Source organism: Prevotella sp. SGI.167 (assembly GCF_050313615.1).
GTDB lineage: Bacteria > Bacteroidota > Bacteroidia > Bacteroidales > Bacteroidaceae > Prevotella.
The window spans coordinates 268,532-286,472 of sequence record NZ_JBNPLT010000001.1 but is presented as its reverse complement, the minus strand read 5'-3'; the positions used below and the strand labels follow the sequence as shown (position 1 = coordinate 286,472).

The following is a 17,941-nucleotide window of genomic DNA, read 5'->3' as shown; positions in this document are numbered from 1 at the left end:
GCAGAATAAATAGCAATAGAAATGGAGAATAATGTACCTCAAGAGTGGAATAAGTTCTACTTGAAAGACGTATCGTTTGTCAATCTTATGATGCGTCGTATCTACAATGTGTTGATTGTAGCTAACCCTTATGATGCGTTCATGCTTGAAGATGATGGGCGAATCGAGGAGAAGATATATAATGAGTATATGGAACTTGGCCTTCGTTATCCGCCTACTTTTACTCAGGTTTCTACCACGGAGGAGGCTACGCAAGTATTGCGTTCTACTGTGATCGACCTGGTAATCTGTATGCCAGGTAATGCGGATAATGATGCCTTTGATGTGGCCCGTGACATCAAGGGCAAGTTTCCTAATATTCACTGTGTAGTTCTTACTCCATTCTCTCATGGCATTACCAAGCGAATGCAGAACGAGGATTTGAGCATCTTCGATTATGTCTTCTGCTGGTTGGGTAATACCAACTTGATTCTTTCCATCATCAAGTTGATTGAGGATAAGATGAATCTTGAGCATGATATCCGGGAGGCTGGTGTACAGATGATTCTTCTTGTAGAGGATTCCATCCGCTTCTATAGCTCTATCTTGCCTAACCTCTATAATTATATTCTGGAGCAGAGTAAGAACTTCTCCAAGGAAGCCTTGAACCGGCATGCTGCCACCATGCGTATGCGTGGTCGTCCGAAGGTGGTATTGGCTCGTACTTATGAAGAGGCGAAGAAACTGTATGATAAGTATTCCAATAACACCCTTGGCGTCATCAGTGATGCCCGATTCCCGTTGAAAAGTGCAGCCAAAGCTTTTGGAAATGAAGTTGAACAGGAAGTCAAACCAGAGTATGGCACAGATACCTTTGGTCGTGAGAAATGTCCGGATGCAGGTTTGCAGCTTTTCCGCTATATCAGAAAGAATGACTCTTTTGTGCCCCTTATCCTCGAGAGTTCTGAGAGTGATAACCGTGCCAAGGCAGAAGCAGAAGGCTTCCGCTTTGTAGACAAGAACTCCAAGAAGATGAGTGTGGACTTGCGCCGTTTGATGGAGGAGCACATGGGGTTTGGCGATTTCATCTTCCGAGATCCGAAAACCCATGAGGAAATCATGCGCATCAGAAGCCTGAAGGAGCTGCAGGATAATATCTTCAACATCCCCAACGATTCGATGCTCTATCATATCAGCCGCAATCACATGAGCCGCTGGCTTTGTGCCCGTGCCATATTCCCGGTATCGGCTTTCCTGAAGCACGTTACCTGGGAGAAACTTCAGGATGTAGATGCTCACAGACAGATTATCTTTGATGCGATTGTGCAATATCGTCATATGAAGAATTTGGGTGTGGTAGCCGTGTTTGATAGAATGAAGTTTGATAAGTATGCCCACTTTGCCCGCATTGGAGAAGGATCCCTGGGTGGTAAGGGTAGGGGCCTTGCTTTCCTCGACAATATCATCAAGCGTCATCCTGAGTTCAACCAGTATGAGAATGCCACCGTGCAGATTCCGAAGACGGTGGTGCTCTGTACCGACATCTTTGATGCATTCATGATGAATAACAACCTTTATCCGATAGCGCTGAGCGATGCCAGCGATGAAGAGATATTGAAGCACTTCCTGCATGCGCAGTTGCCGGATTCCCTGATAGCCGACTTCTTCACCTTCTTCGAGGCCACGAAGAGTCCTATAGCCATCCGTTCCAGTTCGCTTCTTGAGGATGCGCACTACCAGCCTTTCGCCGGCATCTATTCCACCTATATGATTCCTTATCTGGAGGATAAGTATCAGATGCTCCAGATGTTGGCATGTGCCATCAAGGGCGTGTATGCTTCTGTATTCTATCGTGATTCCAAGGCGTATATGACAGCCACCAGCAATGTCATCGACCAGGAAAAGATGGCGGTTATCCTGCAGCAGGTGGTGGGTAAGGATTATGGCACCCGCTTCTATCCAACGATGAGTGGCGTGCTCCGTTCGCTCAACTATTATCCTATCGGCGATGAGGAGGCTGAGGAAGGTATTGCCAGTCTTGCCCTCGGATTGGGTAAGTATATCGTGGATGGCGGTCAGACCCTGCGCGTCTGTCCTTATCATCCTCATCAGGTACTGCAGACTTCGGAAACGGAGATGGCGTTGCGTGATACGCAGACCCAGTTCTATGCCCTCGATATGAAGCATGTAGGTGATGATTTCAAGGTAGATGACGGCTTCAATATCCTCAAGCTTCGGGTGAAGGATGCCGTGGAAGACCAGAGTCTTACCTATATAGCTTCTACTTTCGACCCATACGATCAGGTTATCAATGATGGAGTGTATGAAACGGGCAGAAAACTGATTACTTTCGCCAGTGTGCTCCAGCATGTGGTGGTACCATTACCGGAACTGATGCAGATGTCAATGAAGTTTGGTTCCGAGGCGATGCGCCGTCCTGTGGAAATCGAGTTTGCCTGCAATATCAACAATGACAGAACCTGTGAGTTCTATCTGCTTCAGATTCGTCCGATAGTGGATGCCAAGGAGATGCTCGACGAGGATGTGAAGGCGATACCGGATACCGACTGTCTGCTCCGTTCGCACAATTCCCTGGGGCATGGTATCAGCGAGGATATTGTAGATGTGGTTTACGTGAAGTATGATGATAACTTCTCTGCGATGAACAACTTTTATGTGGCTGATGACATCGAACGCATCAATCGCAAGTTCCTTGCCGATGGCAAGAACTATGTGCTGATAGGACCTGGACGCTGGGGCTCCAGCGATCATTATCTCGGAGTTCCTGTCAAATGGCCGCATATCAGTGCTGCCCGGGTCATCGTGGAAGTAGCATTGAAGAACTATAATATCGACCCGAGCCAAGGCACTCATTTCTTCCAGAACCTCACCTCTTTTGGCGTGGGTTACTTCACGGTAGACATCAATACCGAAGAAGGAGGCTTTGTGAATAAGGAGATTTTGGATGCGATGCCTGCCGTGGAAGAAACGCAGTATGTGCGCCATGTGCGTTTTGAGCATCCGATGAGAATATTGATGGACGGAAAGAAGCAGGAGGGAGCTGTCCTGATTCCGAAGGAATGATGATGTTTCCTCTTAAGGTAGAAACTTTCTGATATTGGGAATAAATGTTTTTGCTTCTAGGTCAAATCTTCGTTCATAGACGTTGAATCTCCGTTCAGTGACTTTGAACCGCCGTTCAGTGTCTTTGAACCGCCGTTCAAAGTCTATGAACGGAGATTGTACTGATGCTCAAAACATTTTTATTTAGCATAAATAATAAAAAACACCAGGATTGTTTGGAAATCTCATCAAAAAGCCTTACCTTTGTTCCCAATTTAAACGAATTCCTTATGAATAGACAAAACCTATTTTTATTTGTATGGATGCTGATGCTGGCATGGCTGCCGGTTTCGGCACAGGAGTATCGTAATCCGGTGATTCCAGGTTATCATCCCGACCCGTCCGTGTGTCGGGTAGGAGATACTTTCTATCTTGTCAACTCATCCTTCCAGTATTTTCCGGGCGTTCCTATCTTCCAGAGCAAGGATATGGTGCATTGGCAGCAGATTGGTAACGTTCTTGATCGTGAAAGCCAGATTCCCTTGAAGGGGGCTAGTTCTTGGCTCGGCATCTATGCCCCAACCATTCGCTATCACGAGGGTACCTATTATATGATAACTACGAATGTGGGCAATGGCGGCAACTTCTTTGTTACTGCTACAGATCCTCGTGGCCCCTGGAGCGAACCTGTTTGGTTGAAGCAGCAGGGCATAGACCCGTCGCTCTATTTCGAGAACGGCAAGTGCTATATGGTGAGCAATCCGGGCGATGCCATCTGGCTCTGCGAGATCAATCCAAAGACTGGCGAACAGCTTACAGAAAGCAAGCAACTATGGCAGGGCGATGGCGGCCGCTATCCGGAAGGTCCACATATTTATAAAAAGGACGGTTATTACTATCTTCTTATCTCAGAAGGTGGAACTGAACTGGCGCATCGTCTTACCATCGCCAGAAGCCGGAATATAGAAGGTCCATACGAGAGTAATCCCAATAATCCGATACTGACCAACTGTAGCAGACTGGGACAGTCGAAGCAGATTCAGGGTACGGGGCATGGCGACTTAGTACAGGCAGGAGATGGCAACTGGTGGATGGTGTTCCTGGCATACCGCAACTATGGCGGTTCTTATCATCACTTGGGTAGAGAGACCTATCTGGCTCCTGTGGAGTGGAAGGAAGGTGAGTGGCCTGTAGTGAATGGTGGGATGCCTATCGATACTCTGGTGAAGGCAAATACCTTGCCAAGTGTCCTTCTGGAGAAGCATCTGGAAGCGGATGCCGAGGATGCGCCTGCGACAGGAGCTTTCGAATGGGTGCAATTGCAGAATCCTATTCCGGGCAACTATCTCCGCAATGATACGATGGCTGTGGAAGAGAAGTACTTCGTGCGTCTTTATCCTCATGGAACCTTGACGGAAAATCAGCAGCCTACCTTCGTAGGACGCCGACAGGAGAGTGCCAGCTTCTCCCTGGAGACGGATGTTGTCACGAAGGGGGAGGTAGAGGCAGGTCTGTCTGTCTATCAGATCAACGACGGTCATCTCGACTTTTTCGTATCCCAGAAGCAGGTGGCATTGCGCTGCAAGCTGAAGAGCATCGACTATGTGGTGAAGAGCGTGCCTCGCCTGCGCAAGGGTTCGGTCAAGTTGCGCATCAGAAGCAATGGCGAGATGTATTTCTTCGACTATTCGCTTGATGGAAAGCGATTCCATGAGTTGGCTTCCATGAACTGTAGCCTGATGAGTACAGAGGTTGCCGGCGGATTTACGGGCGTAGTTCTCGGCATGTTTGCAGAAGGTAAGGAAAAGAGTGGATATGCTGATTTCGGTTATTTCTACTATGATGAAAAGTAAGGATTATCTTCCGATAGTCTCTTTAAAATGAACAGAAATATCTTTTTAGATGAATAAATTGAAAAGTAAATGTTGACAAAAGAAACAGATTCGAAACAAACAGCAGACAAGAAATATCTTGTCCCTTTCATATTGATAACGTCGCTCTTCTTCTTGTGGGGCTTCGCTCGTGCCATTCTGGATGTGCTGAACAAGCATTTCCAGAATGCTCTGCATATTAGTATTACCCATTCAGCCCTCATTCAGGTTACCACCTATCTTGGTTATTTCCTGATGGCGATACCTGCGGGTATCTTTATTAATAGGTATGGCTATCGCAGGGGTGTAGTCTTTGGATTGTTGCTCTTTGGATTGGGCTCATTGCTTTTTGTCCCAGGAGCAGCAATCGGCAGTTTCTATGCATTTTTACTTTGCCTCTTCATTATCGGCTGTGGATTGGTCTTCCTGGAAACGGCAGCCAATCCATACGTAACGGAATTGGGAGCCAGGGAGACAGCTACCAGCCGCCTGAACCTTTCGCAGTCTTTTAATGGCTTGGGTAGTATCTTCGCTACATTTTGCATCGGTCAGTTTCTTTTCAATAATACCGATGAAGGTGGCAACGTGGCTGTACCTTATGCCATTTTGGGTGTCTTGGTACTCGCTATAGCCGTGGTCTTCTCACGTGTCAGTTTGCCTGAAATCCAGCATGATACAACAGCCGAGGATGAGGCACGGGGAAGTAATATCGGCAAGCTTTTTGCCCATCACAGGATGTTTGTCTTTGGTCTCTTTGCCTTGCTATGCTATGAGATTGCAGAGATTTCCATCAATTCCTACTTCATTAATTTCGTAACCGGCATGCATTGGATGACGGATCGTACGGCTTCGCTCGTGCTCACTTGTGCCCTGGCATTCTTCATGGTAGGTAGATTCCTGGGCAGTTGGGTGATGCGCCACATCAAGGCCACTACGATGCTCTTGATCTGCGCCATCGGCAGCGTAGTGTGTATCGGTTTGGTACTTTGCGATTTAGGCATTGTCTCCCTGGCAGCCTTGGTGGGCAATTATCTCTTCGAGGCAATCATGTTCCCTACCATATTCTCTATTGCCCTCACGGGATTGGGTAATCTTACCAAGAGTGCATCCTCGCTTCTGATGATGACTCCGATAGGAGGTTGTGGCTTCCTGCTGATGGGATTGATAGCCGACCGCACCCATGTGGTGTTACCTTTTGTAGTGCCGTTTATCGGTTTCCTGGTTGTGCTGGCTTATGCAGTAAGAGAGTATAAAATTGCAAAGTGCAATTAGCAATTTGCTAGAAGTGGGGTGTGCAAAAGGGTATAATTAACTTTTTTAACTCGATTGAAACGCTAAAAAGTAAGTTAACATTTTGTCGTATCAAAAGAAAAAGGTAAATTTGCAGTCGGTTAGGGTAGGAATCCCATAAGTTCTTTCCCTTATCAATGGAAAAAGAAAGAATGTTTCATTAAAACAATAAAATTAATACAATTATGGCAGTAGATTACAAGAAAATCGGTCTTGTGAACACTAAGGACATGTTCGCAAGAGCTATCAAGGGCGGTTGGGCCGTTCCTGCTTTCAACTTCAATAACTTGGAGCAGCTCCAGGCTATCATCCAGGCTTCTTCAAATTTGAAGTCACCAGTTATCCTTCAGGTATCTAAGGGTGCTCGTAAGTATGCTAACCCTACATTGCTCCGCTACATGGCAGAGGGTGCTGTAGAGTATGCAAAGGAGTTGGGTTGCAACCATCCAGAGATCGTTCTTCACCTCGATCACGGTGATAGCTTCGAGACATGTAAAGACTGTGTAGATTTCGGTTTCTCTTCTGTAATGATCGATGGTTCTGCACTTCCATACGAGGAGAACATTGCATTGACAAAGAAGGTTGTTGACTACGCTCATCAGTTCGGTGTAACTGTAGAGGGTGAGCTCGGTGTCCTCGCTGGTGTTGAGGATGACGTAGTAGCTGAGGAGTCTCACTATACAAAGCCTGAGGAGGTTGTTGATTTCGCTACACGTACAGGTGTTGATTCATTGGCTATCTCTATCGGTACTTCTCACGGTGCTTACAAGTTCAAGCCAGAGCAGTGCACACGTGACCCTAAGACAGGTCACCTCGTTCCTCCTCCATTGGCATTCGACGTATTGGCAGCAGTTGAGGAGCAGCTTCCTGGTTTCCCTATCGTTCTCCACGGTTCTTCTTCAGTTCCTCAGGAGTATGTTGATATCATCAACAAGTTCGGTGGTAAGTTGCCAGATGCAGTTGGTATCCCAGAGGAGCAGTTGACTAAGGCTTCTGAGAGCGCTGTTTGCAAGATCAACATCGACTCTGACTCTCGTCTTGCTTTCACAGCAGGTGTTCGTGAGACATTGGCTCTTCACCCAGAGTACTTCGACCCACGTCAGTACTGCGGTAAGGCTCGTGAGTACATGGTTGACCTCTATAGCCACAAGATCAAGGATGTTCTTCATTCTGACAACAAGTTGGCTAACCTCGACTAATCTTCGGGCTTTTACAACAAAAGATATGAGCGGGAATCCGAAAGGGTTTCCGCTTTTTTGTTCTTACTATCTGTTAGACTATTGGACGGTTTTTGTGCAATTGGCAAGTAATAGTAGCGCATTGTGTGCGACAACATTGTTTCTTTTAAACTTTTTAACTAAAAACTTGGAATCTATTTGGTTTTTTCCTATATTTGCATTTTGCAGTGCATCTGACGAGGAATTAGGAGAAGCTGTTAGTCAGGCTACTATTTCTAAAGATAAGTCAGATTTCTCTTTGCTCAGCTACACAATGACTGCGGGCTCTGCGGTAAGCGAGGCTTCCAACAGCAATGCTGATAACAACGAGAAGTATGACTCTTCTCGCGCAAATAAAGATAATTAATGCAAATACATATAGTAAGTATTTGATAACACAGAAATATAGTAGTGAATGATAACACTAGTTTATAATACAAATAAGTGTCGCTTCTAACGACCAGTCTAGTTTGCTTTTTATTTTTGCTGCACCGTTTCGATGAGTTGTTCTGGAGTGCAGTCTTTTAATATCACCTTATTCCCTTTATCCAGCAGGTAGATAGTTGGCATAGCCTTGAGCCCGTAAATGGCGCTGATGCGATTATCTGCAACAATTCTTATTACCAGTATGTCGGCCGGGATTTCCTGCTTCTTGAGCCATGCAGACACCTTGTGACAGTTCTCGCATTCCGGGTCATGGAAATATAGGATAATCTTCTTCTCTTTATACTCACTCAGTTTACAGGTTTTACCGTCTTCTTGTGTAAAACTGATGTCTATGGCAGTAGTGCCAGGCAGATTCTTTATGGCTTGCTTCAGCTTGAAGTTGAGTCTTTCCTTTTCTGTTTCGTCAAAGTATGGTGATTTCGTCATGTCTTCCAGGAAGAGACTGTAGATTCTGTCATTGCGCATGGGTGATTCCGGATTTTCATAATAATGCTCAATGAGAGTCTCGAATTTTTCCTTGGATGGTTTCTGTATGAAAGCTTTAGCCGTAAAGGCAGCGATGCCCTTCTGGGCAATCTGCTGGTTAAAGCGTGAAAGAATATCAATGAAGTTGACAAAGCCCTGCTCTGCCATTTCCTTATTGCTGAGTTCCAGTGTATCTGCAAAGTTAAAGTTATCCCAATAATGCTCGCTGAGATAAGCAGCACGCAGTTCTACGCTGCGCAAGGTGTCTGGCAGTGTAGGATAAGGAAAACTGTTTTGTGCCTTGGCAGGAGTCAAGGCGCAGGCTATTACTAGATAGCTCAGGAGGATAAATCTTTTGATCATCTTTTCTTTTGCTTTTATTGCTTTCAATCGGTTGCAAAATTACAAAAAATAAATGAATGTGGCAAGGAAAAAGTAATAAAAAAAGTCCCGGAACCATAGAGGGTGAGATTACCTCGGCAACTACAGTTCCAACGACCAGTCTAGTTTATGTCTCCGCAAAATATTTGTTATAGTAAATGACACTAGTGTCCCGTTAAAACGAGACGATTATTAAATAAGTTATTAATACTCAAAAGTTTACGGACTTTTTATAGTGTACTCGGTTTGATTTTGTATCTTTGCACGCATATTTAAAATACGTGTGCGATGAACAAAGGCAAAACTATATTTTCTCAGATTATGTCACTTATGCCAGAACGTGATTTCAAAACTTGTGTAGACCGTTATAAGGGAAACTACAGAGCAAGAAACTTCTCTTGTAAAGACCAATTTCCAGTAATGAGCTATGCTCAATTAACAGGTCGTGATAGTCTTCGAGATATAGAAAACTGCCTTACGGCACTCTCCAGCAAACTTTACCATTGTGGTATTAGTTATGCTGTATACCATATCTGAATTATATAGGGAAAGATGGTACGTGGAACTTTACTTTAAATGGATTAAGCAACACCTTCGTGCGACTTGCTGAATAAATCAGAGTCGAACATCACCAGTCAGCGTAGCCATATCCGTAAGAAATTGAATATGGATAGAAAGGACGATTTGCGTCAGGTCCTGGAAGCGAGAATCTCCCAGATAAGGGAGACCTCTCCTAAATCTTAATCTTCCATTCTCAGGAATGCCTTTGGCAGATATTGTATGATATCGCTGGCAATGAGACTTTCCTTGCCCAGGTCTTTTGCGGCAAGGTCGCCTGCCAGACCGTGTAGATGCATTCCCAATCGGCAGGCATCTGCCTGCTTGTATCCTCGTGCCAGGAGGGCTGTGATGATACCAGTAAGTACATCACCGCTTCCGGCTGTTGCCATGCCACTGTTGCCGGTAGAGCAGAATTCTACTTTTCCGTCCGGATGGCAGAGGGCTGAATAGTGTCCTTTTAATATAATGTACGCCTGAAGTCGTTCAGCCAGTTCGCAGGCTTTTGAGAGTCGTTCGCTGCAATTACTGCTGGCATTGCCTGCCAGGCGGTCCAGTTCTTTTGGATGGGGTGTGAGGATGATGTCCTTTGGAAGTTGCTGCATCCAGGCACGGTGGCTGGAGAGAATGTTCAATGCATCAGCATCTACGACCACCGGACAGCTGGCACGGCGCAGTTGGGCTATCAGAGCGATGGCGGTAGTCTCGTTGGTTCCCAGTCCAGGACCGATGCCCATGGCATGGAAGTTCTCTGTTTCCACCGGCTCGCTGAAGATGGTTTCTTCAGAATCCATCTGAAGTACCGCTTCCGGTACGCTTATCTGCATAATCTCGTAGTTGCGTTTGGGCGTATGTGTAGTCACTTTGCCCACACCGCTTCTCAAGCATGCCTTGGTAGCAAGGACCGATGCACCGCACATGCCGTAGCTTCCGGCAATGATGAGTGCATTGCCCATGTTGCCCTTATGCGCAAAATCATTACGGGGATGCATCAGCAGTCTGATGTCCTTTTCCTCAAGGATGCTGTATCTGCAATCTGTATTCTTGATATATTCTGTAGAAAGTCGGATGTCAAGTACTTTCAGATGCCCTAGGTATTGCTGGTTGTCTGCCATCAGCATGCAGAGCTTTTTCTGCTGAAGGGTAAGAGTCTGGTCTGCCCGGATAATGTTGGAGTGGATGTTGTAGGAATTATCTTCGGTCATCAGTCCCGAAGGAATGTCGATACTTACCACCTTGGCAGCACTCTGGTTGATGTATTTTACCATAGCAGCAAAACCTCCAGCCAGCGGTTTGTTCAGTCCGCTGCCAAAGAGACCGTCAATCACAAGCGTACCTGCTTCGAGCTGTGGAGGATCGAAGTTGAGAACGACTTCCGTGAATTTCACTCTTTTTGCTTCCTGGAGCCTTTTCTTGTTGGCTGCACAGTCTGCTGAGAGTTTATTGTGTACGTTGAACAGATATACATTCACCTGATATCCATCCTCGCTGAGCAATCTGGCAACAGCAAGGGCATCGCCACCATTGTTGCCGGGACCGGCGAAGACAACCACGGGTGTACGGTTGGTCCATTCTTCCTCGATGGCACGAGTCAAAGCTTTGGCAGCGCGTTCCATGAGGTTGAGCGATGAGATGGGTTCATGCTCAATGGTGTATTTGTCTAGCTCATGTATCTGAGCACTTGTAAATATCTTCATATCTTACTGTATGTTATGTCCGATTATCTGATTAAATTAATGCAAAAGTACTAAAAAAAGTCGATGAATGGATGAAGTTTCATGTTTTTTTCGTAATTTTGCAGAAAATATTATATCATCAAGACTATGGGCATAGTAAAAATCAAGGATAAGACCTTCAAGACCTCCATTCCAGAGGCTGAGATTCTGAAGAAGGTACAGGTCGTTGCCGACCGTATCAACAAGGATTACGAAGGTAGGAAGCCAGTGTTCCTGGCTGTGTTGAATGGTTCGTTTATCTTCGCTGCCGATCTGATGCGAATGATTACGGTACCGAGCGAGATTTCGTTTGTGAAGTATGCTTCCTACGAGGGCACCAGCTCTACCGGTAGCATGAAGACCCTGATGGGCATCAACCAGAACCTGGAAGGCCGTGATGTCATCATTGTAGAAGACATTGTTGATTCCGGTTTTACCATGGCTCACATGATTGAGGATTTGAAGAAGAAGAATCCTGCCAGCATCGAGATTTGTTCGCTCCTCGTGAAGCCAGGCAACCTGAAGGTTGATCTGGACATTAACTATGCCGTGATGGAAATTCCTAACGATTTCATCGTAGGATATGGATTAGATTATGACCAAGAAGGCAGAAACCTCCGCGATATCTACACGATTGTAGAAGAATAGAGGGTGAAGCATATGGGAGAAGATTAGTGATTATTGCTTGGATGTCTCCAAGTACTTCTTGACTGCTGTATTTGTTACTTCGATGATGCAGGATCTCAATGATGTTCGTTGGATGTTGTATGTTGTCAGCGGATTAATAGCAATCATATTGTTTATAGCAGGTATTTATTAGGAAGAATAAAAAAGATAACGATAAAAAGAAGAAATAATGGCAAATTTAAGTTTGATGGCATTTAATTGCCTTTTAGATATTCCTTTTTTGGGTACATACATTATTTTGGCTATGGTAGGAATCCCTGCTATAGTATTCTTGTTATTTGTTATGACTCCCAAAGGAAAGCAATGGTTTAACAGTATAAATTAAGTTTTTGACCCAAAGTATAACAATAAAAATAGGAGGACATAAAATAGATGCATTATTTTTTTTTAGGTGTTGTAACAGTTCTCTTTGGAATTGTTTTTGCTGTTCTTTTGTCTCCAAAGGGACAGAAGTGGGTTAATAAATATAGTTAAGTTTCTGACACAACATAAAACAATTTATATATATTAAGGTAAAAATGAAAAATATCGTAATTTTCGGTGCTCCAGGTGCAGGTAAAGGTACACAGAGCGACAAGATGATCGAGAAGTATGGTCTCGGTCACATTTCTACAGGTGACGTACTTCGTAACGAAATCAAGAACGGTACAGAACTTGGTAAGACAGCTAAGGGTTATATCGACAATGGTCAGTTGATTCCAGACGAGTTGATGATTGACATCCTCGCAAGTGTATACGATAGCTTCGGTAAGGATCACGCTGGTGTTATCTTCGATGGTTTCCCACGTACCACTCCACAGGCTGAGGCTCTGAAGAAGATGCTCTCTGAGCGTGGTCATAAGATTGCTGCCATGATTGAGTTGGCAGTTCCTGAGGATGAGCTGATGGCTCGCCTGATTAACCGCGGTAAGGAAAGCGGCCGTTCTGATGATAATGAGGAGACTATCAAGAAGCGTCTCAATGTTTATCATACACAGACTGCTCCGCTCATCGACTGGTATGAGAAGGAAGGCATTCATCACCACATCGAGGGTCTCGGTACAGTAGATGAGATCTTTGCACGCGTTTGCAATGTAATCGACAACTTGTAATCAAGATAAAAGAATCTTCCCAGCAAGGCTGCGGGGAAGATTTATTCGTTAAATAAAAGAAGAATCTTTTGTTCAATAAAAGAAGATTTATTCATTCAATTAAAAAGGAAAAATAAATGGCTGAATCCAATTTCGTAGATTATGTAAAGATCAACTGCCGCTCTGGTAAGGGTGGTAAAGGCTCCATGCACCTGCGCCACGTGAAGTACCAACCTAATGGTGGACCTGATGGTGGCGATGGCGGACGTGGAGGAAGCATCTATCTTCGCGGCAACCACAACTACTGGACTTTGCTGCATCTGAAGTATCAGCGCCACTTCTTCGCCGAGCATGGTGGCAATGGAGGACGTGACAAGTGTCATGGTACCGATGGCAAGGACATCTATATTGATGTGCCTTGTGGTACCGTGGTGTATAATGCCGAGACCGGCAAGTTTGTATGCGATGTGGCATACGATGGTCAGGAAGTGCTGCTTCTCAAGGGTGGTCGCGGTGGATTGGGTAATTTTCAGTTCCGTTCTGCCACTAATCAGGCGCCTCGTTATGCACAGCCTGGAGAACCTATGCAGGAGATGACCATCATCATGGAGTTGAAGCTCCTTGCCGATGTGGGTCTGGTAGGTTTCCCTAATGCTGGCAAGTCTACCTTGCTGAGTGCTGTGTCAAGTGCTCGTCCTAAGATTGCCAACTATCCGTTTACTACGCTCGAACCGTCACTGGGTATCGTGGATTATCGTGATCACCAGAGTTTTGTCATGGCCGACATTCCTGGCATCATCGAGGGTGCGAGCGAAGGAAAGGGCTTAGGTTTGCGATTCCTGCGCCATATCGAGCGCAACTCCCTGCTGCTCTTTATGGTGCCGGGCGATACAGATGATATCAAGAAGGAATATGAGGTATTGCTGGGCGAGTTGAAGAATTTCAATCCAGAGATGCTCGATAAGCACCGTGTGCTTGCCATCACCAAGTGTGATCTCCTGGATGATGAGCTCATCGAGATGTTGAAGGATACTCTTCCTACTGACCTTCCTGTGGTCTTCATTTCTTCTGTTACCGGACAGGGTATTCAGGATTTGAAGGATGTACTCTGGAAGGAACTGAACTCAGAGAGCAATAAGCTGCAGGAGATTACTGCCGAGGATACCCTCGTGCATCGTGATAAGGACATGTCCCGCTTCCAGCAGGAACTTGAAGCTGAGGGTGAGGACATCGTTGAATATATCGATGAGGATGAAATCGAGGATGTTGATGACCTCGATGATTTCGAATATGAGTAGATTTAATTGAAGAGTGAAGAACGAAGAGTGAAGAAACAACGTTCGGCGACCGCAGGGAAAGCCAATTCATTTGTTTCGTGAGCGTAAGCCTAATTTAACACTTAACATTAGATGATAAAGGAATATAATATAGCCGCTGGCGTCAAGGCTTTCTCTACTACCCGTAAGGATGGAGTAAGCCAGGGCAACTATGGCGAATTTAATATCAATGAGTTTTGCGGTGACAATGCAGAACATGTGGCTGAAAACCGCAAGCGTCTTGCCACAGAGTTGGGTATTGATACAGCCCATCTCATCATGCCGCATCAGGTACATGGAGTAGAGGTGCGTAATATCGCAGATGAGTTTTTTACCATGCCAGAGAATATCCGTAAGATGGTACTTGAAGGCGTAGATGCTATAATGACCGATCAGGCTGGTGTATGCATTGGCGTTTCTACTGCCGATTGCATCCCGGTGCTTCTTTATGATGAGGAGCATCATGCAGCCGCCGCCATCCATGCCGGATGGAGAGGGACCTTGGCTCGCATCGTTCACAAGACTCTTCAGGAGATGGCTTTTGCCTATAAGACAGATCCCAAGAAGCTGAAGGCGGTGATAGGTCCAGGTATTTCGCTCGACAGTTTTGAGGTGGGAGATGAGGTATATGAGGCTTTTGAGCAGGCTGCCTTTCCTATGGAAGAGATTGCAGAGCAGCGCCCTAATGCTGCCTTCTCTGCAGATCCTGTTGAGCGTGATCGCCTGGCTGCCGAAGGTAATATCGTTCAGCCCCTGAAGTGGCATATCAATCTTCCGCTCTGCAACAAGCAGATTCTTCTGCACTGTGGTGTAGCCGAGGAAAACATTCAGGATTGTGGCATCTGTACCTTCCAGCATAGCGACGAGTATTTCTCTGCTCGCAAGTTGGGCACAGAGAGCGGCAGAATCTATACGGCCATCCTCCTGGAGAAATAAATAAGATTTTTCATGATAACATCCATTTCTATCTTTTCTATGAACGAAGAGGGAGAAGTGGATGTTTTTCAATTTACAGTTAATAGTTTACAGTTAATAGTTTATAATTTATAGTTTATAGTTAATTTAGAGATTTAGAACGATAGAGATAATGAGTAGATTAAGACAGAGATTGGGGCTTGTAGCCGTCTCGGGCATGCTGATGCTATCCCTGAGCAGTTTCATGCCCGCCAAAAATGAGTTTACTGCCGCCGAGCAACAGCAGGTGAGCATCGCAACGCCAGGCCTCTTTGCCCAGAGTCAAGCCTTCAATGTTGACTTTGAGATATTCCGTGCCAAGGAATATTCCTTCCCGCTTCCTGTGGGCAAGGCAAGCCTTACCAATGGCAATAGCGTGATGCGCATCGAAACCTCGAAGGGCGACGCCGTCAAGGCGATGTTTGATGGTTATGTGCGACTCTCGCGCAAAACCGAGTCGATGGGTAATGTCATCGTCATCCGTCACGACAATGGTCTGGAAACCGTGTATGCCAACAATGCCGAGAACCTGATGAAGGTGGGACAGCATGTGGATGCCGGACAAACCATCGCCATCGTGGGTACCAAGGAGGGTGAGACCTACTGCGAATTCTCCATCATGGTGAATGGTGCACGCATCAACCCGGAAACCATCATCGAACTGAAGAGTCATAAGCTCCGCCGACAGACCGTGCAGTTCCGCAAGACAGGCAGCCGCATCAACATCACGGTGATAGGCGGCAAGGATTCCTCCGTTTCTAGAAACGATAAGAGTGATAGAAATGATAAGGGGGCAAATAAAAAGTCGGGCAGCCGGTCTGGCGATCATGCCATGACTCTCGACCCTGACGAGGTGAACGATCCGTTTACCATCACTAACACCTTCCTTCTCGATTTGGAGAAGATAGAGGAGAAGGCATGGTCATATCCATTGCCTGATGCCCGTGTCATCAGTCCATACGGAGGTGTCCGCCGTCACTCGGGTGTGGATTTGAAGACCAAGCCTAACGACGAGATTTATGCCGCCTTCGATGGCGAGGTGGTTGCCTCGGGACCTTACTACGGCTATGGCAACTGCATCCGCATCAAGCATGCCTACGGCTTGGAAACGCTCTATAGCCATCAGAGTAAGAACATGGTGAAGAAGGGTGATAAGGTGAAGGCAGGCCAGGTAATCGGTCTTACGGGCCGTACCGGAAGGGCCACCACAGAGCATCTCCATTTCGAGGTGTCTTTCGGCGGCAAGCGCCTGGATCCAGCCATCATCTTCGACCACAGTAACCATAAGCTGAAAGCCGCTACCTTGCATCTTACCAAGGGAAAAGGCGTGAAAAGCGTAAAGAACTGATAAAGACCAAATCAAGGATTGATTTGAAACGGAACAGATAAAAAACTTCGCCCGTGTACTGTTGAAATCTCAACAGCGCACGGGCGAAGTTTTTTATCTGTATGCAGAGAGATAGAGATTATTTCTTCTTCTGCGATTTACGGTTGGCTCTCTGTTGGCGATACTTTGCCTTCTGACGGGCAGAGCCGCTGCCGTGAGCACCCGTAATATACTTCTTTTTCTTGGCTTTGGTCTTCACCTTGTCGTCGTCGTCCTTCTTGGGACCGCCTCCGCCTTTGAAGACCATACCACCCATGATAATATCGTCAATATCACTCATATATTTTGAACTTTATGATAAGTAAAGCCGTTGAATTCTTCACTCTTCACTTAAATTAGTGATGGAAGAGGCGAACGTGAGTGAACGCCATGGCAATGCCGTACTTGTCGCAAGTATCGATAACATTATCGTCACGGATGCTACCGCCTGCTTCTGCTATGTATTCCACACCACTCTTGTGAGCACGTTCGATGTTGTCGCCGAATGGGAAGAAAGCATCGCTACCAACGCTTACACCCTTGTTCTGTGCAATCCAAGCCTTCTTCTCCTCGCGGGTCAATGGCTCAGGCTTCTCTGTGAAGAACTGCTCCCAAACGCCATCCTGCAATACGTCTTCCCACTCATCAGAGATGTAGACATTGATGGTGTTGTCACGGTCTGCACGGCGAATCTTCTCCTTGAAAGGCAGGTTCATCACCTTAGGACACTGGCGCAACCACCACTCGTCTGCCTTGGAACCTGCAAGGCGGGTACAGTGGATACGGCTCTGCTGACCGGCACCGATACCGATAGCCTGACCATCCTTTACGTAGCATACAGAGTTACTCTGAGTATACTTCAGGGTGATGAGCGAGATAATCAGATCGCGCTTAGCCTCAGGAGTGAAAGTCTTGTTCTTGGTAGGAACATCCTCGAAGAGAGCTGGATCATCGAGCTTCACCTCGTTGCGTCCCTGTTCGAAGGTAACACCGAATACCTGCTTGCGCTCGATAGGAGCTGGCACGTAGTCAGGATCAATCTGGATGACGCAGTAGGTACCCTTGCGCTTCTCCTTCAACACCTTGATAGCCTCTGGAGTATAGCCAGGAGCAATAACGCCGTCACTTACCTCACGCTTGATGAGGAGGGCAGTAGCCTCATCGCATACATCGCTCAGGGCAACAAAGTCACCGTAAGAGCACATGCGGTCTGCACCACGAGCACGAACATAAGCGCAAGCCAAAGGAGAAAGTTCGAAATCTACGTCATCGCAGAAGTAAATCTTCTTCAATGTGTCGCTCAGTGGCAAGCCGATGGCAGCACCGGCAGGAGAAACGTGTTTGAAACTAGCGGCAGCAGGCATTCCTGTAGCAGCCTTCAGTTCCTTGACCAATTGCCAAGAATTGAAAGCATCCAGGAAGTTGATGTAGCCTGGTCGGCCGTTGATAACTTCGATAGGCAGTTCCCTTCCGTCATCCATATAGATGCGAGAAGGCTTCTGATTCGGATTGCATCCGTACTTAAGTGCTAATTCTTTCATCTTGTAAGAAATATAATTGAA

The 17,941-nt window shown here is 46.2% G+C and carries 17 protein-coding genes and 1 pseudogene; 14 read left to right on the top strand and 4 right to left on the bottom strand.

The features are described from left to right. The first annotated feature begins 21 nt into the window (after positions 1–21). The 5 genes from ACQRBJ_RS01090 (at position 22) to ACQRBJ_RS01070 (ending at position 7,787) form a co-directional block, all read left to right on the top strand. Complete coding sequence (locus ACQRBJ_RS01090; RefSeq protein ID WP_445302662.1) at positions 22–3,063, top strand: PEP/pyruvate-binding domain-containing protein; 3,042 nt, start codon at positions 22–24, stop codon at positions 3,061–3,063. 269 nt (positions 3,064–3,332) lie between these two features. After that, positions 3,333–4,895 (top strand): glycoside hydrolase family 43 protein, encoded by a 1,563-nt coding sequence (locus tag ACQRBJ_RS01085; RefSeq protein WP_295348143.1) that lies wholly within the window; start codon positions 3,333–3,335, stop codon positions 4,893–4,895. A 69-nt stretch (positions 4,896–4,964) separates the two neighbouring features. After that, complete coding sequence (locus ACQRBJ_RS01080) at positions 4,965–6,185, top strand: MFS transporter (protein WP_295348140.1); 1,221 nt, start codon at positions 4,965–4,967, stop codon at positions 6,183–6,185. Positions 6,186–6,388: 203 nt separating this feature from the next. After that, positions 6,389–7,402 carry a class II fructose-bisphosphate aldolase gene (locus ACQRBJ_RS01075; protein ID WP_117586715.1) on the top strand — a complete coding sequence of 338 codons (1,014 nt, stop codon included), beginning with the start codon at positions 6,389–6,391 and terminating at the stop codon, positions 7,400–7,402. A gap of 25 nt (positions 7,403–7,427) precedes the next feature. Continuing rightward, positions 7,428–7,787, top strand: a complete 360-nt coding sequence (locus tag ACQRBJ_RS01070) for a hypothetical protein (RefSeq protein ID WP_445302661.1) — start codon at positions 7,428–7,430, stop codon at positions 7,785–7,787. A gap of 110 nt (positions 7,788–7,897) precedes the next feature. Here ACQRBJ_RS01070 and ACQRBJ_RS01065 read toward each other — a convergent pair whose 3' ends face one another. Beyond that, positions 7,898–8,695 (bottom strand): DUF5106 domain-containing protein, encoded by a 798-nt coding sequence (locus ACQRBJ_RS01065; protein WP_445302660.1) that lies wholly within the window; start codon positions 8,693–8,695, stop codon positions 7,898–7,900. A 306-nt stretch (positions 8,696–9,001) separates the two neighbouring features. On the opposite strand from ACQRBJ_RS01065, the gene ACQRBJ_RS01060 reads away from it, so the two are divergent. Both ACQRBJ_RS01060 and ACQRBJ_RS01055 read left to right on the top strand, forming a co-directional pair. Then, positions 9,002–9,250 (top strand): DUF4372 domain-containing protein, encoded by a 249-nt coding sequence (locus tag ACQRBJ_RS01060; RefSeq protein WP_295348131.1) that lies wholly within the window; start codon positions 9,002–9,004, stop codon positions 9,248–9,250. Beyond that, positions 9,207–9,311 (top strand): annotated as a pseudogene (locus ACQRBJ_RS01055) (transposase); the annotation flags it as partial. The gene ACQRBJ_RS01060 and the pseudogene ACQRBJ_RS01055, both read left to right, overlap by 44 nt. 142 nt (positions 9,312–9,453) lie before the next feature. Here ACQRBJ_RS01055 and ACQRBJ_RS01050 read toward each other — a convergent pair. Then, positions 9,454–10,968 carry an NAD(P)H-hydrate dehydratase gene (locus ACQRBJ_RS01050; protein ID WP_217761242.1) on the bottom strand — a complete coding sequence of 505 codons (1,515 nt, stop codon included), beginning with the start codon at positions 10,966–10,968 and terminating at the stop codon, positions 9,454–9,456. A gap of 126 nt (positions 10,969–11,094) precedes the next feature. On the opposite strand from ACQRBJ_RS01050, the gene hpt reads away from it, so the two are divergent. From hpt to ACQRBJ_RS01015, 7 genes are all read left to right on the top strand, one after another. Beyond that, a complete protein-coding gene (hpt, locus tag ACQRBJ_RS01045; protein ID WP_217761246.1) occupies positions 11,095–11,634 on the top strand; it encodes a hypoxanthine phosphoribosyltransferase in 540 nt (179 codons plus the stop codon). 82 nt (positions 11,635–11,716) lie between these two features. Then, entirely contained in the window at positions 11,717–11,806 is a 90-nt protein-coding gene (locus ACQRBJ_RS01040; protein ID WP_445302684.1) for a hypothetical protein, read from the top strand. 36 nt (positions 11,807–11,842) lie between these two features. Beyond that, positions 11,843–11,998: a hypothetical protein gene (locus ACQRBJ_RS01035; RefSeq protein WP_153109065.1), complete on the top strand. Its 156-nt coding sequence runs from the start codon at positions 11,843–11,845 to the stop codon at positions 11,996–11,998. A gap of 193 nt (positions 11,999–12,191) precedes the next feature. Next, complete coding sequence (locus ACQRBJ_RS01030) at positions 12,192–12,764, top strand: adenylate kinase (RefSeq protein WP_022122168.1); 573 nt, start codon at positions 12,192–12,194, stop codon at positions 12,762–12,764. Positions 12,765–12,880: 116 nt separating this feature from the next. Further along, on the top strand, positions 12,881–14,041 hold the full coding sequence (gene obgE / locus ACQRBJ_RS01025; RefSeq protein ID WP_217761247.1) for a GTPase ObgE: 1,161 nt from the start codon (positions 12,881–12,883) through the stop codon (positions 14,039–14,041). 111 nt (positions 14,042–14,152) lie between these two features. Continuing rightward, complete coding sequence (pgeF, locus tag ACQRBJ_RS01020) at positions 14,153–14,995, top strand: peptidoglycan editing factor PgeF (protein ID WP_445302659.1); 843 nt, start codon at positions 14,153–14,155, stop codon at positions 14,993–14,995. Positions 14,996–15,146: 151 nt separating this feature from the next. Continuing rightward, positions 15,147–16,361, top strand: a complete 1,215-nt coding sequence (locus ACQRBJ_RS01015) for a peptidoglycan DD-metalloendopeptidase family protein (protein WP_445302658.1) — start codon at positions 15,147–15,149, stop codon at positions 16,359–16,361. 118 nt (positions 16,362–16,479) lie between these two features. On the opposite strand, the gene ACQRBJ_RS01010 is transcribed toward ACQRBJ_RS01015, so the two are convergent. Together ACQRBJ_RS01010 and ACQRBJ_RS01005 are read right to left on the bottom strand one after the other, a co-directional pair. Then, entirely contained in the window at positions 16,480–16,680 is a 201-nt protein-coding gene (locus ACQRBJ_RS01010; protein ID WP_006848784.1) for a hypothetical protein, read from the bottom strand. Between the two features lie 55 nt (positions 16,681–16,735). Continuing rightward, on the bottom strand, positions 16,736–17,920 hold the full coding sequence (locus tag ACQRBJ_RS01005) for a phosphoribosylaminoimidazolecarboxamide formyltransferase (protein WP_295348121.1): 1,185 nt from the start codon (positions 17,918–17,920) through the stop codon (positions 16,736–16,738). Between the last annotated feature and the right edge of the window lie 21 nt (positions 17,921–17,941).